Annotated in this window: 11 protein-coding genes; 4 read left to right on the forward strand and 7 right to left on the reverse strand. The window is 66.0% G+C overall.

The window, feature by feature from the left end:
* Positions 1-83: 83 nt before the first annotated feature.
* Positions 84-3,023, forward strand: coding sequence for an FAD-binding and (Fe-S)-binding domain-containing protein (locus ACGFNJ_RS25840; protein WP_393453132.1), 2,940 nt, complete (start codon positions 84-86; stop codon positions 3,021-3,023).
* Positions 3,014-3,760 (forward strand): fumarylacetoacetate hydrolase family protein, encoded by a 747-nt coding sequence (locus tag ACGFNJ_RS25845; RefSeq protein ID WP_393453135.1) that lies wholly within the window; start codon positions 3,014-3,016, stop codon positions 3,758-3,760. The genes ACGFNJ_RS25840 and ACGFNJ_RS25845 overlap by 10 nt, the downstream gene beginning before the upstream one ends.
* Before the next feature lie 6 nt (positions 3,761-3,766).
* Here the strand turns inward: ACGFNJ_RS25845 and ACGFNJ_RS25850 are convergent, their stop codons facing one another.
* The 7 genes from ACGFNJ_RS25850 to ACGFNJ_RS25880 form a co-directional block, all read right to left on the reverse strand.
* The gene (locus tag ACGFNJ_RS25850) at positions 3,767-4,549 is read right to left on the reverse strand and encodes an ESX secretion-associated protein EspG (protein WP_393453138.1); all 783 of its coding nucleotides are present in this window, start codon (positions 4,547-4,549) and stop codon (positions 3,767-3,769) included.
* Positions 4,546-6,327, reverse strand: coding sequence for a hypothetical protein (locus ACGFNJ_RS25855; RefSeq protein ID WP_393453141.1), 1,782 nt, complete (start codon positions 6,325-6,327; stop codon positions 4,546-4,548). The genes ACGFNJ_RS25850 and ACGFNJ_RS25855 overlap by 4 nt, the downstream gene beginning before the upstream one ends.
* A gap of 351 nt (positions 6,328-6,678) precedes the next feature.
* Positions 6,679-7,176, reverse strand: coding sequence for a YbaB/EbfC family nucleoid-associated protein (locus tag ACGFNJ_RS25860; protein ID WP_393453144.1), 498 nt, complete (start codon positions 7,174-7,176; stop codon positions 6,679-6,681).
* Positions 7,173-8,213, reverse strand: a complete 1,041-nt coding sequence (locus tag ACGFNJ_RS25865) for a WD40 repeat domain-containing protein (RefSeq protein WP_393453147.1) — start codon at positions 8,211-8,213, stop codon at positions 7,173-7,175. Before ACGFNJ_RS25865 ends, ACGFNJ_RS25860 begins: the two co-directional genes overlap by 4 nt.
* 60 nt (positions 8,214-8,273) lie before the next feature.
* Positions 8,274-8,726: a hypothetical protein gene (locus ACGFNJ_RS25870; RefSeq protein WP_393453150.1), complete on the reverse strand. Its 453-nt coding sequence runs from the start codon at positions 8,724-8,726 to the stop codon at positions 8,274-8,276.
* Between the two features lie 222 nt (positions 8,727-8,948).
* The gene (locus tag ACGFNJ_RS25875) at positions 8,949-13,532 is read right to left on the reverse strand and encodes a hypothetical protein (protein ID WP_393453153.1); all 4,584 of its coding nucleotides are present in this window, start codon (positions 13,530-13,532) and stop codon (positions 8,949-8,951) included.
* A 20-nt stretch (positions 13,533-13,552) separates the two neighbouring features.
* A complete protein-coding gene (locus tag ACGFNJ_RS25880) occupies positions 13,553-13,864 on the reverse strand; it encodes a hypothetical protein (RefSeq protein WP_393453155.1) in 312 nt (103 codons plus the stop codon).
* Positions 13,865-14,270: 406 nt separating this feature from the next.
* Here ACGFNJ_RS25880 and ACGFNJ_RS25885 point away from each other — a divergent pair, with 406 nt between their 5' ends.
* On the forward strand, positions 14,271-14,741 hold the full coding sequence (locus ACGFNJ_RS25885) for a DUF6299 family protein (protein WP_393453158.1): 471 nt from the start codon (positions 14,271-14,273) through the stop codon (positions 14,739-14,741).
* Positions 14,742-15,002: 261 nt separating this feature from the next.
* Entirely contained in the window at positions 15,003-16,277 is a 1,275-nt protein-coding gene (gene hisS, locus ACGFNJ_RS25890) for a histidine--tRNA ligase (RefSeq protein WP_393453161.1), read from the forward strand.
* The last annotated feature ends 450 nt before the right edge of the window (positions 16,278-16,727 follow it).

The following is a 16,727-nucleotide window of genomic DNA, read 5'->3' on the forward strand; positions in this document are numbered from 1 at the left end:
TGGCTGAGCAGTGGTGGCGGCCGGTCCATGGATCGGCCGCCACCCCAACACCTTTGCGAACCACGGATCGAAAAGGACTACCCATGAACGTCTCCACCACGACGGCCGATCAGACGGCAGTCGCCGCGCGCCTCGAGGCGGCGCTCCGCGCCACCATGCGCGGCGAGGTCGCCTTCGACGACTACAGCAGGCACCTGTTCTCCCGCGACGCGAGCATGTACGCGATAACGCCTGTGGGCGTTGCCTTTCCCCGCGACGCCGAGGATGTCGCCGCAGCGGTGCACGCCTGCGACGAGCTGGGCGTGCCGATCGTGCCGCGCGGCGCAGGCACCAGTCTGGCCGGCCAGACCGTCGGCCCCGGCCTGGTCCTCGACATGTCCAGGCACATGCACCGGATCCTGGAGATCGATCCGGTGGCGCGCACCGCGCTGGTCGAGGTCGGGGTGGTGCAGGATCAGCTCAACCAGGCGGCGGCCGCACACGGGCTGATGTTCGGGCCGGACACCTCGACCAGCAATCGGGCCACGATCGGCGGGATGATCGGAAACAATTCCGCCGGTAGCGGTTCGCTGACCTATGGCATGACCATCGATCATGTGCGCGCGTTGGACGTGGTGCTCGCGGACGGTTCGTTCGCGCGGCTGGCGCCCGTCGACGACGTGGAACGCAAGCGACGCGCGACCATGGACACCTTGGAAGGCCGGATCTACCAAGGGCTTTCGGATCTGGTCGAGGCGAACACGAACACCATCACCGCGGGGATGCCCGTCTTCTGGCGGCGCGCGGGCGGCTACCGGCTCGACCGGCTGGTCGGCTTCGGCGCCGAAAACCCCTTCGATCTGGCGAAATTCGTGGTCGGTGCCGAAGGCACGCTGGTGATCGCGACCCAGGCGTTGGTCGACCTGGTGCCCAAGCCGGCCCGCACGGTGTACGCGGTGGGGCACTTCGCCGACACCATGAGCGCCATCGCGGCCACCACCGACGCGCTCAGCTGCGAGCCACACCAGGTGGAACTGATGGACCGCACCATCTTGGACCTGTCCAGGCAGAAGATCGAATATGCCGGACTCGGTGACATTCTCGTCGGCGACCCCGGCGCACTGCTTTTCGTGTCGTTCAGCGGCGACGACGAAGCAGGCTTGGCCGCCGAGCTGGATCGGCTGGACAGTCTGTGGCAGCGCAACGGGCACGGCTACCACACGCTCCGCGCGGTCACCGCCGCCGAACAGGCCGCGCTGCTCAAGGTCCGCAAGTCCAGCCTAGGGTTGCTGATGGCGGCGGGGGCGGGCACGCGCAGGCCGCTCGCGTTCGTGGAGGACACCGCAGTCGATCCCGCGCATCTCACCGAATACACCAGGCGGTTCAAGGAGATTCTCGACGAGCACCGGCTGGAGGCGGGGTTCTACGGGCACTGCTCGGTCGGCTGCCTGCACATCCGCCCGTTCGTCGACCTGACGAACCCGGACGAGGTGGCCACCATGCGCACGGTCGCCGAGGCGGTCAAGGATCTCGTGGCAGAGTACGGCGGCGTCAACTCCAGCGAGCACGGTGACGGGTTGGCCCGCAGCGAGTTCAACCGGGAGATCTTCGGAGACGAGCTGTACGAGGCGATGCGAAAGGTCAAGCAGCTCTTCGATCCTCACAATATTCTGAACCCCGGCAAGATCGTCGACGCGCCGTCGATGACCGAGAATCTGCGTGACCGCGACGCCTTGCCGCCCGCGCCGCCCCTGACGACGGCGCTGACCTTCGAGGTGATCGGCGGGATGCGCGGGGCGGCCGATCGGTGCATGAACATCGGGCTGTGCCGCAAATCCACGTCGGGGGTGATGTGCCCGTCCTACATCGCGACCAAGAACGAGGAACACGCAACCCGCGGCCGCGCCAACGCCCTGGTGAAGGCGCTGTCCGAGCCCGACCCGCACGCGGCGCTCGGCGGCGAACGGCTGCACGAGATCCTCGACCTGTGCCTGATGTGCAAGGCATGCAAGAGCGAGTGCCCGATGAGCGTCGACATGTCCTCGCTCAAGGCTGAGACACTCGCACACCATCATGAGATCCACGGAATACCCATGCGGTCCAGGATTTTCGGCGCGATCCGACTACTCAACCGGGTCGGTTCGGCGACCGCGCCGGTGTCGAACCTGCCGGGGCGGATTCCGGTCGTGCGTCGAATCATGGAGCGCACGATGGGGATTGCGGCGGCCCGGCCCCTGCCCGCGTATCAGCGGGTCAACCTGGTTCGCTGGTTCCGCAGGCATCGACCGGCCGCGACCGAAACGGCGCTCGGCACCGTCAACTGGCTGGCCGACTCGTTCACCACCTACACCGAGCCGCACCTCGGTGCGGCGGCCATCGAATTGCTGGAGCTGGCGGGCTGGCGGGTCACGCTGGCGAGCGGCGGGTGCTGTGGTCGGTCGAGCATGTCGAAAGGTCTGCTCGATGACGCGAAGAAGAAGGCAGCGGGCTTGATTCACGCGCTCGCGACGACCACCGAGCCGGGTTCGCCGATCGTCGGGTGCGAGCCGTCGTGCGTGTTCATGCTGCGTGACGAGCACGCCGCGCTGGTACCGGACACCGAAGCGGTGCGCGCGGTCGCCGATCGGGTCAAACAGGTGGAGGAGCTGCTGGTGGACGCGATCGACGCCGGGCGGATCACGCTGCGCGCGGATTCTTGGCTTGCGGGGCGGCGCATCGTCTTTCACGGGCATTGCCATCAGAAGGCCGAGGTCGGCACGGCGGCCACCATGGCGCTGCTGCGCCGCATTCCCGGCGTCGAGGTGGCGGAGATCAACTCCGGATGTTGTGGTATGGCAGGGTCGTTCGGGTTCGAGGCGGAACATTACGAGACGTCCATGACCGTCGGCGGCGACCGGCTCTTCCCGGCGCTCGCCGCGGAACCGGAAGACACGATCGTGGCGGCAACCGGGGTGTCGTGCAGGCAGCAGATCTTTCACGGCGCAGGCAGAACCGCGTGGCATCCGGTCGAATTGGTGCGCGCGGCGGTCGAGTCATGCGAGTAGTGCGCTATCGCCGCGACGGGCAAATCGGGCGCGGCATCGTGAACGAAGAAGTGGTGCATGAGCTTTCGGATCGCGGAGCAGCAGGCGCGGTGGTCGGCACGCTGGCGGAGCTCGCCTTGCTCGCGCCGTGTTCGCCGCGCACCATCGTCTGTGCGGGGAGCAATTACGGCGGCCAGATCGCGGAAAAGGGCAGGTCATGGCCGCAACGCCCGTCGCTGTTCCTCAAGTCGCCCAACGCGATCACCGGTCCCGAAGCGGTGATTGTCCGGCCTGCGGGAGTACGACGGTTGGAATACGAGGGCGAGCTGGCCGTCGTCATCGGGCGCACCGCGCGCGCCGTGCCCGCCGACCGCTTCGCCGACTTCGTGTTCGGCTACACCTGCGCCAACGACGTCACCGCGGACGACTGGCGCGCCGACGGGCAATGGGCCAGGGCGAAGAGCGCGGACACCTTCTGCCCGCTCGGCCCGTGGATCGAGACCGAGGTGGCCGACCCTGCGGCACTGCGGATCACCACGCGCCTCGGCGGGAAAGTCGTGCAGCAGGCCTCGACTGCGGACATGGTGTTCGGCATCGGCGAGTTGCTCGCGTTCGTCACCCGATGGATCACCCTCGAGCCCGGCGACGTGCTGCTTACCGGCAGTCCCGCCGGAGTGGGGTCGATGGTGCCCGGCGATGTCGTCGAGGTCGAGCTTTCGGGGATCGGCACATTGCGCAACCGGGTGGGCGAGCGATGAGCGGGGCTAGGCGCGTTCGTCCTTGATCGCCCGAACCACCTCGGCGACAGCGGTATTGACCATTGTCACGAGCCGCTTGGCGTCCACACCATTGGCAGTCGGGCGATTACCCGGCGTGATCGCATAGCGCCCGTCATCGATGACATCGCGCCACGTGATGGTGTGACCCGTGATGCCACGCGGGCCGAAGAGTGATTGGCCTTGGATGATGTCGATCGTTCCGATCAGTGCGGTCGGCTCGTCGAGGAATGCGGCGGCGGCACTTTCCGGTGAGTCCGCGACCGACCTGAGGACATCGGAACGGCCGAAACGATGGTCCATGCTGTCGTCGTCCGGCGCGGGGAGCAGTAGGCCCGTGCGCCGGCCGGAGGGGGCCTCGGGCAGATGCCGCACGACCGTGGCGGCGAGGTCGACCTCGGCGCACTCGGTGATGATGAATCCGCCACTATGCCACAGTGTTTCGCCAGGCAGCTGGGTGGTGACGTAGCCGTGCTTCAGGCGGCGCGCGCCGAGAATCCGGACGCAGCGCTTCGGATTCTCTGGATCCCGAGGATCATTGGCCCACGCGTCGATGCGGATGTCAGGCCGCGAGATCGTCTGCAGCACCTCGTCCATATCCAGATCGAGAGTCGCACGGAGGCGTTCGCGTGTCGCGAACATCTCGCGCAGGTAGTCGTCATAGTTCCGCGTCCTGCTCGAAAAAGTCAGTGGCGCAGGCACTGGCTCGTCTGTTACCCCTTCCCAGAGCGAGACGAACTCGACGTCGCTGAGGTTCCAGGTTCGGCTCATTCACCCACCACAGGCTCCGACACCAGTTGTGGCGCGCCCATCGCCTCGTCGAGGTTGTCCTTGGACGTCAACTGGCGCAGCCGTTTGTGCTCTTTGTCTTGGCCATGGCCTGCGCCAGGGGAACCCGCGGCACCTGGACTGCCTGGAGTGCCCGGCATCGCGGACAATCCGGTGCGCGCGGCGTTGGCCACCTCGGCGCCGAATGGTGTGGTGGGCAGCCCAGCACGCGGGAACAATCGCGATTGTGCGTCCGCGAGTGGGCTGTTCGGCAGGCCGGGACCAGGTGCACCGCCCGGACCGGGCCCAGGTCCGCCGAGCTTCGGACCGGCGGGATCGGCGGCCGCCGAGTGAACGCTTGCTGGAACAGTCGGCTTCTCTCCCAATGGTGTTGCTCTCTGGGCATTTTGGAGCAGCTGATCCAGACCCTGCGGCATACCTGGCGTCATCGGCTTGTTCAGCGGCTCGTCTTTCGGGCGTGGCGGAACCGGCTCGATCAGTGGCCCGCCGGTCGGTAGTCCTGGGTCGCCGGGTCGCGCAGGGCCAGTTCTGATCTCGTCCGGTGGCGGGAGCTGGGCAGGCTGCTGCCCCAGCAGGTTCTGCGCAGCTTGCTGTGCGGCCTTGCGCGCGGCATCGCGCAGCTGCGAGCCGGTCTTGAGGCCGGAGGGGCGGCCGCTTTTGCCGCGGCCACCGGTGCCGGGTGTGCCTGTCTGACCAGGAGTGCCTGGAATTCCTGTTACCGGGCTGTCCGGCGGCTGGAGTTTCGGGACACTGGTGGTCGATGCCGCGAGTCCTGGGTTGTAGGTTTCCGAGATGATGTAGTAGAAGCTCGTACGGGGATCCACCTTGGGGTCAGGGGTTCCGCGCGAAATCACGGTCATTGCTTCGGACCGAGTTCTTCCCAGCCAATCTGCGGCGTCCCGCAAGTTCGCGCCGATCCACCCGACATCGTGTGCCACCGACTCGGTCATCCCGGCGTACTTTCTTGTTGCGTCTATTGCTCGGGTTTTGGCGTCCCCGCCCCAGCGGCCCTCGAAGCCATTCAGGCCGTCGCGAAACGTCTTGAATCCCTCTCCCAACGCCTTCGCCATCAGAGTCCAGGTCTCCGCGACATAGATGATGTAGTCCGGTCGGATCGAAACTGGCAGGTTCCTGTACTCTTCGATTGATATTCCAGCGGGATTCTCGCTGCCAGCAATCCAGTTTTCCGTCTCTCCTTTGAAATTCGCGAAATTTGGATCCTTTTTATAACCAGTGCGCACCGGCACCGCGAGAGGCGTGGCCGAACTGGGCCCCCCCGTGTATTCGGGATACTTCCGGCTTATCTCACCAAGTAATGGCGTGAACCAGCCGTTCGGCAACGGTGTTTTCAGATCGGGAGGTGCCGGGGCGGGGCCGAGATCGCCAGGCTTGGTCGGCATCGTGAGCTTGTAGAACTCGCGATGGGATGCGGCGTCTGTTCCTTCGAAGGACCTTGCCGCTGCCTTGAAGGCATCCGCGAGGTCGTTGAGGATCTTGACGTGGAGATCCATGATGGCCTTCAAGTCGGCCGCTTTGCCGGAGAATTTGCTGGCCAGTTCCGCGCCCGTGCCCAGGTTGCTGAAGGGCGTCAGTTTGGACACTTCGGTGGCTTTGGTGCTGATCGCAAGCGCTGTAGCGACAGCATTCTGGCACAGAACGACACCGGTTCGCGCCACATCCGGATCGATCTTGATGTGATCCCGCTTTCCCAGTCCTGCCAGGCCTTGCGCTGGATTGGTGTTATCAGCTGCCCCCGCCATGTCTCACTCTCACCACTCGTTGTATGTCCGTGGCACCCAAGGACGGCACCCTCTGCCGCAGGCAGAGTTGTCGACGACGTCGACTGCGCGATTCCTCCCCGAGTCCACAGATCCATTTGTGGACGATTACGCGAACACCGCAGGTGGGTGGTCGGGCGACTTCCTGGGAGTTGTTGCCCGCGCTCGCCCGGTAGCAGTGCCGGAATGCGTTGCGTAGCACCATTGTTCCGAGTTATTCGGATCGAGGCAACTCGGATTTTTCACACCGTCTCGGCGTCCACGAAAGGGTCTGTGATCAGGGATTACCGGTCGCAGTGTCGCGATTCTAAAAGAGACTGCTCGGCTTTCGGTTCACCACGTCGTTCCCGTCACCCGCCGAGGGCGGGGTTGTTCTTCGTAACCTCCACCGGATATCGTTGCCACGCTGTCGGATTCGGCTGCCCCTGATTTCGGTGGCACCATAATTGCGGGCGGCGGATCCGGTATCTCGGTGTGCACACCGGTGAGACTCTCGACCATTTCTTCCAACGAGGGCATGGTTCGCTGATTGGCCGTCACCGGCTCGACCAACCGCTGAACCTTCCGTGTCACATCGGCGATCGCAGCCTGCGCCGCCTCCGTGACGGCCTCGGCGATCTCGTCGAAACTCAACTCGCCGATATCGTCGGAAAACTTCGTCTGAATCACCGCATTATCTGCATTGACGGTGACAGTGACATATTCATCACGCACAGTACCGATTCCGACAAGCTGAGCCCGCCGCTCCTGTAGTTCGGTCACCAACTGCACATGCCGCTGCAACCCTTCCAGCGCCTCAGCCAAGTCGTCCTTGCGACGTTCATTGGTCATCTGTCGACCTTCACTCGCAGAAGTTGGATCTGGTCGCCCCACGGAACGATCACGCCGCCGTCGGAGGCGATGGCACAACTCGAAATTCGCCCGAACCCGGTGCTGGTCTCGGCGATCAGCCGCCAGTCGCGGGGATCCCACAGTCGAATCCAGTTCCGCCCGTCCGGGCGGATGTCGCCACCCCCGGCCAGGACAACCGGTCCGCCAGCGGTCTGCCCCCAGACCATCGCCGTTGTCAGGCCAGGGCACGTGATCGTCGAAACTTCGCGTCCCTCAGCAAGATTCCAGAGGCGCAAACTCCGTCCGCCTGCTACGACAGCGACCGGGTCACTTGCCAAGACGCCCGCCGCCATCGGTGCGGCGGCCACGCCGTGGGGAAGACGACTGGCGGGGCCGAGCCCGGCACCGGCCCTGACGTCCCATGCTGCGAGTTCGGATTCGGTGTCGTCCGGGTCGAGCAGCGGCTGCGCGGCGTAGGTCGATCCCGTCACTGCCACCGCGTGCCCGTCGTAGTCACCGACGACGATCGACTCGGTGTAGCCGCCATGGCGCAGCGAACGCAGGCTTTGCCGCGCCGCGATGTCCCATACCTCGACCGACCCGTCGACGGTAGGGACGTTGTATACCGACGATGTCGCACCGGCACCCCGGCCGACCAACAGCAGCTCGCCGGCCGCGGCGAGGGCGCGCACGCTACCGTGCAGTTCGGCAACGGGCTCGCCGAGTGGCTTGCCGCTGCGCAGGTCCCATGCCTGAACGGTGCCTGCGTCGTCTGCGGTCACCGCGATCGGGTTCCGGTCCAGACGACCGATCGTCAGCGTCGCAAAGCTCGAATCCCGTTGCGGATCAGGAACTCCCGATCGAACAAGTTGCTCACCGGACTCCAGGTCCCAGACCCGGAGCCTTCCCCCCGCGATAGCGACCGCGGTCGACCGCCCGTCCACCTCGGCATGCGCGACCGCCCGTACCGGCACGCCGGTGCTGTCGGTCGGCGCCATCCGCCTCGCCTCCACGAATTCCGCGGTCAGTTGTCCCACCTCCTGCTGTGTCCGGCCGACACCATACGGCCGACGTGCGCTACTGTGCCGGTTCGTATTTCACGCGGTAGCACACCGCGCGGCGACCTCGCGGTACGCGGCGCGGACCGCCACAAGCCGTCGCCTCGAGAATCGCCCCGGCTCGGCCGCGAACACCTGCCGGCCACGCTCGGTGCCGAACGCGCTCTCGGGCACGGTCTCGGCGCCTTCCGGGATGAACTTCAGCACTTCGTCCACGGCCGCGATCGCGATCGCCAGGACGTGCTGCTGCTGTGCCCGCTCCTGTGACGACAGCCCTGCTGGATCGGCGGGCGCCCGATTGGCGGCCGAGTCGGCCACCGACAGCCACTCTCCGGGATCGATCAGTTCCGATGGCTCCGCGCCCCCGTAACGCACCTCATCGGCGGACGGAATCTCGATCTGCTCGGGGATGCGGAAGGTGAACTCGCGCTCTGCGCCACAGGACGGGCACACCCCCTGGTAGCGACTGCCGAGATCGCCCTCGACCAGCACTACGGAACTGCGGGGACGGAAATCGGTAGTGCCGCAGACTGAGCACGGTCGCAATGTCATGAAGAGGTGGGCTTCGGCGTTGGTCCGGGCCCGTCGCACCGTCACCGGTCCCACACCGTTTCGGTCATGTCCGTCCTGTCTTTCGTCGCATCGTGCTTTATCCCTTCGACAACGTACGCCTGCCAGAAACACGGCCCTCGTTACGTGTTGCCGCTGCGAGTGTCATGGCCATACGTGTGCCTGGCTCGACCGGTCAGTAGTGTGCGGACCGTCGCTGCGCCGCCACGCCGCATAGTGGGTCGCCTGAACGGCGCTCGCCACGTACCCGCCGTCGAAGTTTCCGCCCTCCGGTGGTGCGTCCCGGAGTGAGGCGGTCTGTGGCGCGAAGCCGGAGGTCCACCGCGCCGCCGCCGCATAGCGGGCGTCGGTGGTGCTCCAGACCGTCCCCTGGCTCGACGCGGGTAGCGGATCGGCGTAGCCGCGCCCGGCCTCGAAGAGCTGCCCGACCGGGTAGAACCGCGACGCCGCTCCGCTGACATCGATGTGGTGTCCGTCGACGGAGATGCGATAGCCGAGGTACTGGCCGTCGTTGTCGAACAACATCCGCGCTGACACTGAATCCCGGTCGGCGTGGATGGCATGGTCGATCAGGTCGGCAACGGCGGGCGGCACCGAATTCCGGCTACCCAGTGCGGCGATAATGCCGTCGCCCTCGATGCCGTCGATGGCGAACCTGGTGCCGCTGGGACCGGAATGTTCTTCGATCCCAGTGATATTCATGCCGGGGTCGTACACCAGCGCCAGCCGAGCTGTGGCGTTCGGGTTCGGCCAGGTGCCGTCCGGGTTCCGTTTGCTCGCGGCCGTCGGGTCGCTCGGGTCGTAGCCGAGGTCGTGCTGTTCGCGCACCTCCCGCCATTGGGTGTTGTCGGCGAGACCAGGGGGTGGATTCCGGCCGATCATGGTGAATGTGGCGTGATCACTGAGCGTCAACAGATTCTCGACACCGCTGATACCTGTACCGCCGGTGCCCGCCACTACCCATGCGGCAGCGGCGTCCGGATCCACCTGGATCAGGTTCGCTTCATCCCCCGAGATCACCCTGCCGGGGAAGCGTTCACGCAGCGATTCCCAGTGATCGATAGCCTCGAGCGAATGCATGACCGGGTCCGGCAGCGCAGCTCGATCGATGCCGTGCGCCGCCAGAATGTCCAAAGCCTTTGTCGCAGAGGCAGGATCGCGCCAGGACAGTGCCTCGATCTCGGTTTTCGCCGCGGCTGTCCCTGGTGTGCCGATGGCACCCAACGCGCGGGTGGCCGAATCGTAGGTCCCGTACATTCCGCCGAGGCCGCGCACGACGCCGGGGATGATCTCGGGCGGGAAACCGGTCGCGACGAGCGGAATACCTTCGACCGCAACGGTGATCGGGGACGAACCGTCCGCGGGAGTGATATCGGCGAGCATGGTCCCGTCCGCCACCCGGAATGTCGCGGTGCCATCGATCACCGGTCCCTGGGCAGCGATCGAATCTTCCCAGTAGCGAACGGCATCGAGCGGCACACGGTCGCTCGGACGGCCTTCGCCGACGAACTGATAGGGGTCGCCGAGCGCGGTCTGGTTCAGGTTGCGCAGCTGATCCGCCGTCTGCGCGATCCGCTGACCGTTGTCCGACTGCCAGCGACCACGATCGTCCACGAGCAGCGCCCCCGGATCGCGGGCCGCCAGCGAGGCGCCGCCGCCCACGTCGATCCGCACCGTCGGATATTCGCCGGGCGCGGCGGCCAGCTGCTGGCGCAATTCCGCCAGCGTCTGCTCGCTGCGCCGGGCCCGCTCCGCGGTGGCCGCGTCGGCCAATGCTCGCGCCTGCGCGGGGGATACCCTGTCCCCATCGAACGCGACAGGACGTTCGAAATCAGGCTGCAATGCAGCGCGATGCGCATCGAACCTGGTCTGATCGACCCGGGCCTGATCTCGAATATCCTGCAGCAGTTGCTGATCCGCGGGCGAAAGCAGGTCGGCATGACCCGCCGAGTCATAGAAGAGGGCACGGACCTGATCGCTGCTCGGTGGGGACGTGCTGAGCTGGTCGAGCACCAATGCTCGGCGGTCGGCGGCACCTGCCATCCCGTCTCGCAGACCCATGTGCTCGACCAGCGCCATCGCCTCGCGATGTAGGCGTTCGTACATCGCCTGCTGTTCAGGGGTTCGGTTGTGCGTAGGCAACTCGGCCAGGTCTTCACCGAGTACGCGCAACTCTTGGATCCGGCCGGCGTCGTGCGGCGTCAGCCGAGCATCCTCGGTCGGCCCATCGGGACGCAGGATCCCCTCATCGGCGCCGAATGCATCCAGTCTGTCGATCAGGTAGCGCCTGCGATCGGCGACGATCTCGCCGATCTCGTGGGCGAGCGCGCGCCGCACATGGTCGGTGGAGATCCGGTCGGAGAGCTGAATGACGTTCTGGCCCTTGTCATGGTTCAAGATTGAGCGCGCCACGATCTCGTCACCGAGGCGCTGCGTTTCGACCCGAACCGTGAAACTGCGCTGATCGCCGCTGTAGCGACCAGTCGTGTCGGTGAAGCGGTACTGTCCGCTCCCTGGATCTATCGCGTCGACCCGCAGACCGCCGTGCCCTGCGGTCACGCTGTGCAACGCCGCATCGATCCGCCCGTGCACCTGCTCGACATGCGCGATGGACGGATCGGCCACGTGGCCATGGAAATCGGAGCCGGGAACCGCGGCGGCCGTAATCCTGTTGGCAGCGACCGGCATTGACCTGGTGTGGTCCGGAGTGCCTGTGCTGCCCTGTGGGAGTCCTGCACCAAGAGTTGGCTTGGCGGCGGGCTGCGCTGTCCACGGTGAAACACCTTGTGGAGCTGGGCCGGTCGGCGGAGGCGTGGCTCGGGTAGGGCCGGAAGTTGCCGGTGCGTGAGGTGTCCGGGGAAGATCGGTGCCGGTCGTCGTCGCGAGCGGTGTGTTGCGCGGGATGGCATCGGTGGTCGATGCGTGTGCTGGCGACACTGGTGTAGGCGCGGTCGGAGTCGTTCCCTGGGATGCAATCGTTGTTGCGGCCGAGTGGGTGTCGGCATCAGCTGGGCGAAGGTCGGCATTCGGTAATGCGTCGACCTTGGCTGGCGTGGCCGAAGGCGCTGATTCGGTCGAATGCGGTAGGGGCACAGTGGTTTCCGTATGCGGCGAAACTGGTGTGCCCGATGCTGCCGCGGTGCCGGGTGTGGCGGGGTGTTCGATGTTCGGCGTCGAAGTTGTTGGGTTCTCGGCGAATCCGGTAGGAGTCGGCTGTGTGGCAGCGGCCGCGATCGGATGCGAACCCGGATCGGTGCTCTCCTGCGGTGCGAGACCTGCCGACACGTCGGGCCGTGCGGGACCGCTGGTCGAACCTTCGTGTTGCCCGATGGAGGCCGGTTCGGGTGGCGCCTTCGTCGGTGCGTCACGGGGAGCGACATTCGGATCCGAGTGCTCGGCAGGTCCGGCGAGCGGCCCGGATGGTCCTGCGAGCGGTTCGACAGGCGCTGCCGGTGGTTGGGCCGGGAGTGATGGGTTCGGTGTCGGATTCGACGGTACGGACGGGTCCGAAGCTGCTGGCACAGTCGGGGTTCCGCCCGGCTCGCGTGGTGACGGCTGGTAGCTGCCCGCATCGCTGGCGCCTGGTGCAGGCGATCCGTGCTGACCTTGTGGTCCAGTGCTCTGGGCGGCCGGCTGCGTCGCGACGTCTGTCCCACGGGACGACCGGTCACTCGGCGCCGACGAGCCGTCGTTGTGCTGTTGCGGGTCGAAATTGCCGAAATTCGGCGTCATCCCACGGGCTCCGCGGACGCCGCCGGGAAGACCGCCGCTGACCGCGCCGCCAACAATGGATTTCGGATCGATCTTCCATTGATCGAAATTGACGCCGTGCTGTAGCAGTTCGGGCGCAACGGCTGCCGCCGCATCTCCTGCCCCGCCTGCTACCGCGCCGGTGCCGAAACCGGTGAGCGCACCGCGCAGTCCCTTCGAGTTCACGTCGACGCCGGGTAAGTGGGCAAAACCCTTGCCCGCCAACGATCCGGCCAAGCCGCCCGCGCCCGCTCCGGCGATCGTCAGTCCGAGTTCCTTCAGGTTTTTCGGGTTGGTCCAGTCGGTGAGCTCGCTGCCGTCGCGATGCCCGGCCGCTACCTGATAGGCCTTGGTTCCGTAGGTCTGCAGCAGCTCCTGGCCGATCTCTTTGCCCGCTTCTTTCAGACCTTCCTTCGCGAGGCCCTTGAGCCCTTCTTTGCCCGCTACCTCGGCGAGCTTCATCCCGGCATGCTTGGCAAGGTCTTGAAGAGCCCTGCTGGCCAACGCTTTTGCGCCGTTGCGGGTCAGCAGGGCGAGCAGCTGACGGCGGAGCACACCCAGGATCACTCGAGTCGCGGCGATGAGGCCCGCGTCGACCAGCGGTTTGAACGGGCCCGACGCGAACGAGGCGATAAGTTCCGCGGCCAGTGCGACAAGGGCGATGGCCATCTCGATCTTGGCGGCCTCGATGTCGGCGCCCGTCGCCTTCGCTGCCTTGCCGACCTCCCGATAACTTCCGGACAGATCGTCGAGATAGTTCCGGACGTTCTGGTAGTTCGCCAGGATGCTTTCCGAGCCCACGCCTTGCGGATATGCCTTCGCCATCAGGCGGTGCACGGCATCGAGTTGCTCCGTAATGGCTTTCAGCTCGGTTCCGGCGTGGTTCCAGCCGTCGGCCAGCGCGAACATCTTGCGTTCGTCGCCGTTCGGCCAGTCGACGCCGACCACCCATTCGAGTGCTGCGGGAAATTCGACCATCTACGCGCGCAGTTGAGCGGTCACGTCGGCGTGCCGAAGTTCTGGGCCGAGCGTTGCTCTGTCGCTTCCGCCAGCTCGGCGGCGGTGATCTCGTCGGCGGCCACCTGCCCCAAATGCTGCTGCACGCTGGTGGTTACCTTGCTCAGGCTGTCGCGCGCCGGGCCATAGCCCTTATGGAACTCGGCGCCGTAGTCGTCGTTGCCCCACCCTCCGTCGGTGGCGGCGACCACGCCTTGCAAGGTCGTAATGACTTGCTGCACACGGGTACTGATGTCCTTTGTCACCTGGCTGGCGTGGCGAATCCCCAACGGATCAGCCTCGAACGCTTCCATGCCGACTCCTCCCCGCCGCACAGTGCAGCATCTCCGCAGTGTTGGCAGCCGCGTAGCGAGCAGCCATGGAATATGCTGTGTACCAACATTCTTCCGAGTTGCTCATATCGCGGCAACTCGGCTTTCCCGAGATACCTTTGCGTCCTCGAAGTAGCCTGTGATCAGCGCTTTTCCGAGGCGGTTCGGTGAAACTAAAAGAGACTGCTCGGCTTTCAGATTCGGCTGCCCCCGATTTCGGTGGCACCATAATTGCGGGCGGCTTGCCGATCTTGGGACATGTAGGAACACAAGCGATTTAGGCGACGACCATAGTTTCGGGGGATCGGTATGCGGACGCCGCGTGGTTACGCTTGCCGGTACCTCTTCTCCTTCGAATTCCTATCCTCCACAAGAGGGAGTTTCCGTGATGGTCGAATATCTCCGAAAAGCCGTGCGCAAGAACCGGATCATCGAACTAGCCGTCGCCACCGCCATGGGGTTCGCAAGTGCGGCCGTGCTCGCGGGCCCGGTCAGTGCAGACCCGCCACCAGCCGTGATCACTGCCGACACGACCCAGCACCTCAACGCCGACGGCAGCGTGCAGATCGCGGGCAATTACACCTGTCGCGGCGGTCAGGGGCAGCTCTTCGGCAGCAGTTGGCTGGAACAACCCGATCCCGTCACCGAGAACCGCGCGTACAGCACCACGGAGAAGTGGCCGGACATGCTGACCTGTGATGGCACCGCGCGCCGCTACGCCTTTACCCTTCCGACGCCGGAAGCCTTCCCCTTCCGTCCCGGACCAGCCACCCTCCTCATCATCTGGGACATCTACACCACCGACGGAAATATCGACCGGGCCGAAGTGGACCAGGCCACCGTCACTCTGGTGCGTTGACCGTCCTGCGGTACCACAGACCGTCCATACGGTTCACAGGCCTTGCACGCCCTGTGAACCGTATTGAAGCTCTGTGGTACCAGGGGTTCCGATGGTGTCGTTGGTAGCCAGAGCAGCGGATCGTCCGTCGGGGATGCTCGTTGACGAGGGCCGGGCACGCGGCGAGTAGAGCGGCGTGGCTCACAGTCGCGGGTCAGTGACCGGGCCGCTGGTCGTAACCGGTTGGACTCGAGCGGGCGCGATGGTGGAAACTGGACCATCGTGACCAAGACCAGCAGCTTCTCCGCCCCGAAGGGGGTGCCGGATTATGTTCCGCCCGGCTCGGCCGAATTCGTCGCGGTGCGCGACGGCTTGATTCGGGCCGCCCGACTGGCCGGATACGGGCATATCGAGCTGCCGGTCTTCGAGGACACCGGGCTGTTCGCGCGCGGCGTCGGCGAGTCCACCGACGTGGTCAGCAAGGAGATGTACACCTTCCCCGATCGCGGCGACCGCAGTGTGACGCTGCGCCCCGAGGGGACCGCGGGCGTGATGCGGGCCGTGATCGAGCACGGGCTCGATCGCGGGCAGCTGCCGGTGAAATTGGTCTACAACGGGCCGTTCTTCCGGTACGAGCGGCCGCAGGCAGGGCGGTATCGACAGTTGCAGCAGGTCGGCATCGAGGCCATCGGCATCGACGATCCCGCGCTCGACGCCGAGGTGATCTCGATCGCCGACGCCGGTTACCGCAGCCTCGGGCTCGAAGGCTTCCGGCTGGAGGTCACCTCGCTCGGTGACGACACCTGTCGCCCGCAATATCGAGAAATGTTGCAGGAGTTCCTGTTCGGGCTGCCGCTCGACGAGGAAACCAAGCGGCGTGCCGAGCTCAACCCGCTGCGCGTGCTCGACGACAAGCGGCCCGAGGTGCGCGCGATGACCGCCGACGCGCCGCTGATGATCGATCACCTGTCCGAATCCGCCAAGACCCACTTCGAGCAGGTGCTCGGGCACCTCGACGCGCTCGGCGTCCCGTACGTGGTGAACCCGCGGATGGTGCGCGGCCTCGACTACTACACGAAGACCACCTTCGAATTCGTGCACGACGGTCTCGGCGCCCAGTCCGGCATCGGCGGCGGCGGTCGCTACGACGGCCTGATGGCGCAGCTCGGCGGACAACCGTTGTCCGGCATCGGATTCGGGCTCGGTGTCGACCGCACCATGCTGGCGCTGGAAGCCGAGGGCAAGTCCGCGGGTGACCCGGCGCGCTGCGAGGTCTTCGGTGTGCCGCTCGGCGAAACGGCCCAGCAGCGCCTGGTGGTCGTCGCCGGCCAGCTGCGCGCGGCAGGCATCAGCGTCGACCTGGCCTACGGCGGCCGCGGCGTCAAGGGTGCTATGAAAGCCGCCGACCGCTCCGGCGCCAAGTTCACCCTGGTCCTCGGCGACCGCGACCTCACCGAGAACACCATCGGCCTGAAAGACATGGCAACCGGCGACCAACGCCAGATCCCCCTAGACGAGGTAATCACCACCCTCCGCGAAGCACTCGACGCCCCGTAGTCGAGCCCACCGCCCCGCGCCCTGACCTGCGCGCCGACACCATCTTCGTCCTGACTGCGGTGTTCGTTGCAGGAGGGGCTCGTGCACCCGACGCCGGTTGACAATCCGGTGGCCGTTGGGGGGTCGGTGGTCCGCGCCCTGGCTGGCGTGAGTCGGCACCGTCTTCGTCCTGACTGCGGTGTTCGTTGCAGGAGGGGCTCGTGCACCCGACGCCGGTTGACAACCCGGTGGCCGTTGGGGGGTCGGTGGTCCGCGCCCTGGCTGGCGTGAGTCGGCACCGTCTTCGTCCTGACTGCGGTGTTCGTTGCAGGAGGGCTCGTGCATTCGAGGCCGGTTGGCAACCCGGTGGTCGTTGGGGGTCGGTGGTCCGCGCCCTGGCTGGCGTGAGTCGGCACCGTCTTCGTCCTGACTGCGGTGTTCGTTGCAGGAGGGCTCGTGCATTCGAGGCCG

It is taken from the genome of Nocardia sp. NPDC049149 (genome assembly GCF_043197455.1).
GTDB lineage: Bacteria > Actinomycetota > Actinomycetes > Mycobacteriales > Mycobacteriaceae > Nocardia.

Bases quoted from the DNA above. Each gene is read 5' to 3' on its own strand.
- ACGFNJ_RS25850 (WP_393453138.1), bottom strand. From the start codon at position 4,549: ATGAGCCGAACCTGGAACCTCAGCGACGTCGAGTTCGTCTCGCTCTGG.
- ACGFNJ_RS25875 (WP_393453153.1), bottom strand. From the start codon at position 13,532: ATGGTCGAATTTCCCGCAGCACTCGAATGGGTGGTCGGCGTCGACTGG.
- ACGFNJ_RS25860 (WP_393453144.1), bottom strand. From the start codon at position 7,176: ATGACCAATGAACGTCGCAAGGACGACTTGGCTGAGGCGCTGGAAGGG.
- ACGFNJ_RS25880 (WP_393453155.1), bottom strand. From the start codon at position 13,864: ATGGAAGCGTTCGAGGCTGATCCGTTGGGGATTCGCCACGCCAGCCAG.
- ACGFNJ_RS25885 (WP_393453158.1), top strand. From the start codon at position 14,271: ATGGTCGAATATCTCCGAAAAGCCGTGCGCAAGAACCGGATCATCGAA.
- ACGFNJ_RS25845 (WP_393453135.1), top strand. From the start codon at position 3,014: ATGCGAGTAGTGCGCTATCGCCGCGACGGGCAAATCGGGCGCGGCATC.
- ACGFNJ_RS25855 (WP_393453141.1), bottom strand. From the start codon at position 6,327: ATGGCGGGGGCAGCTGATAACACCAATCCAGCGCAAGGCCTGGCAGGA.
- ACGFNJ_RS25840 (WP_393453132.1), top strand. From the start codon at position 84: ATGAACGTCTCCACCACGACGGCCGATCAGACGGCAGTCGCCGCGCGC.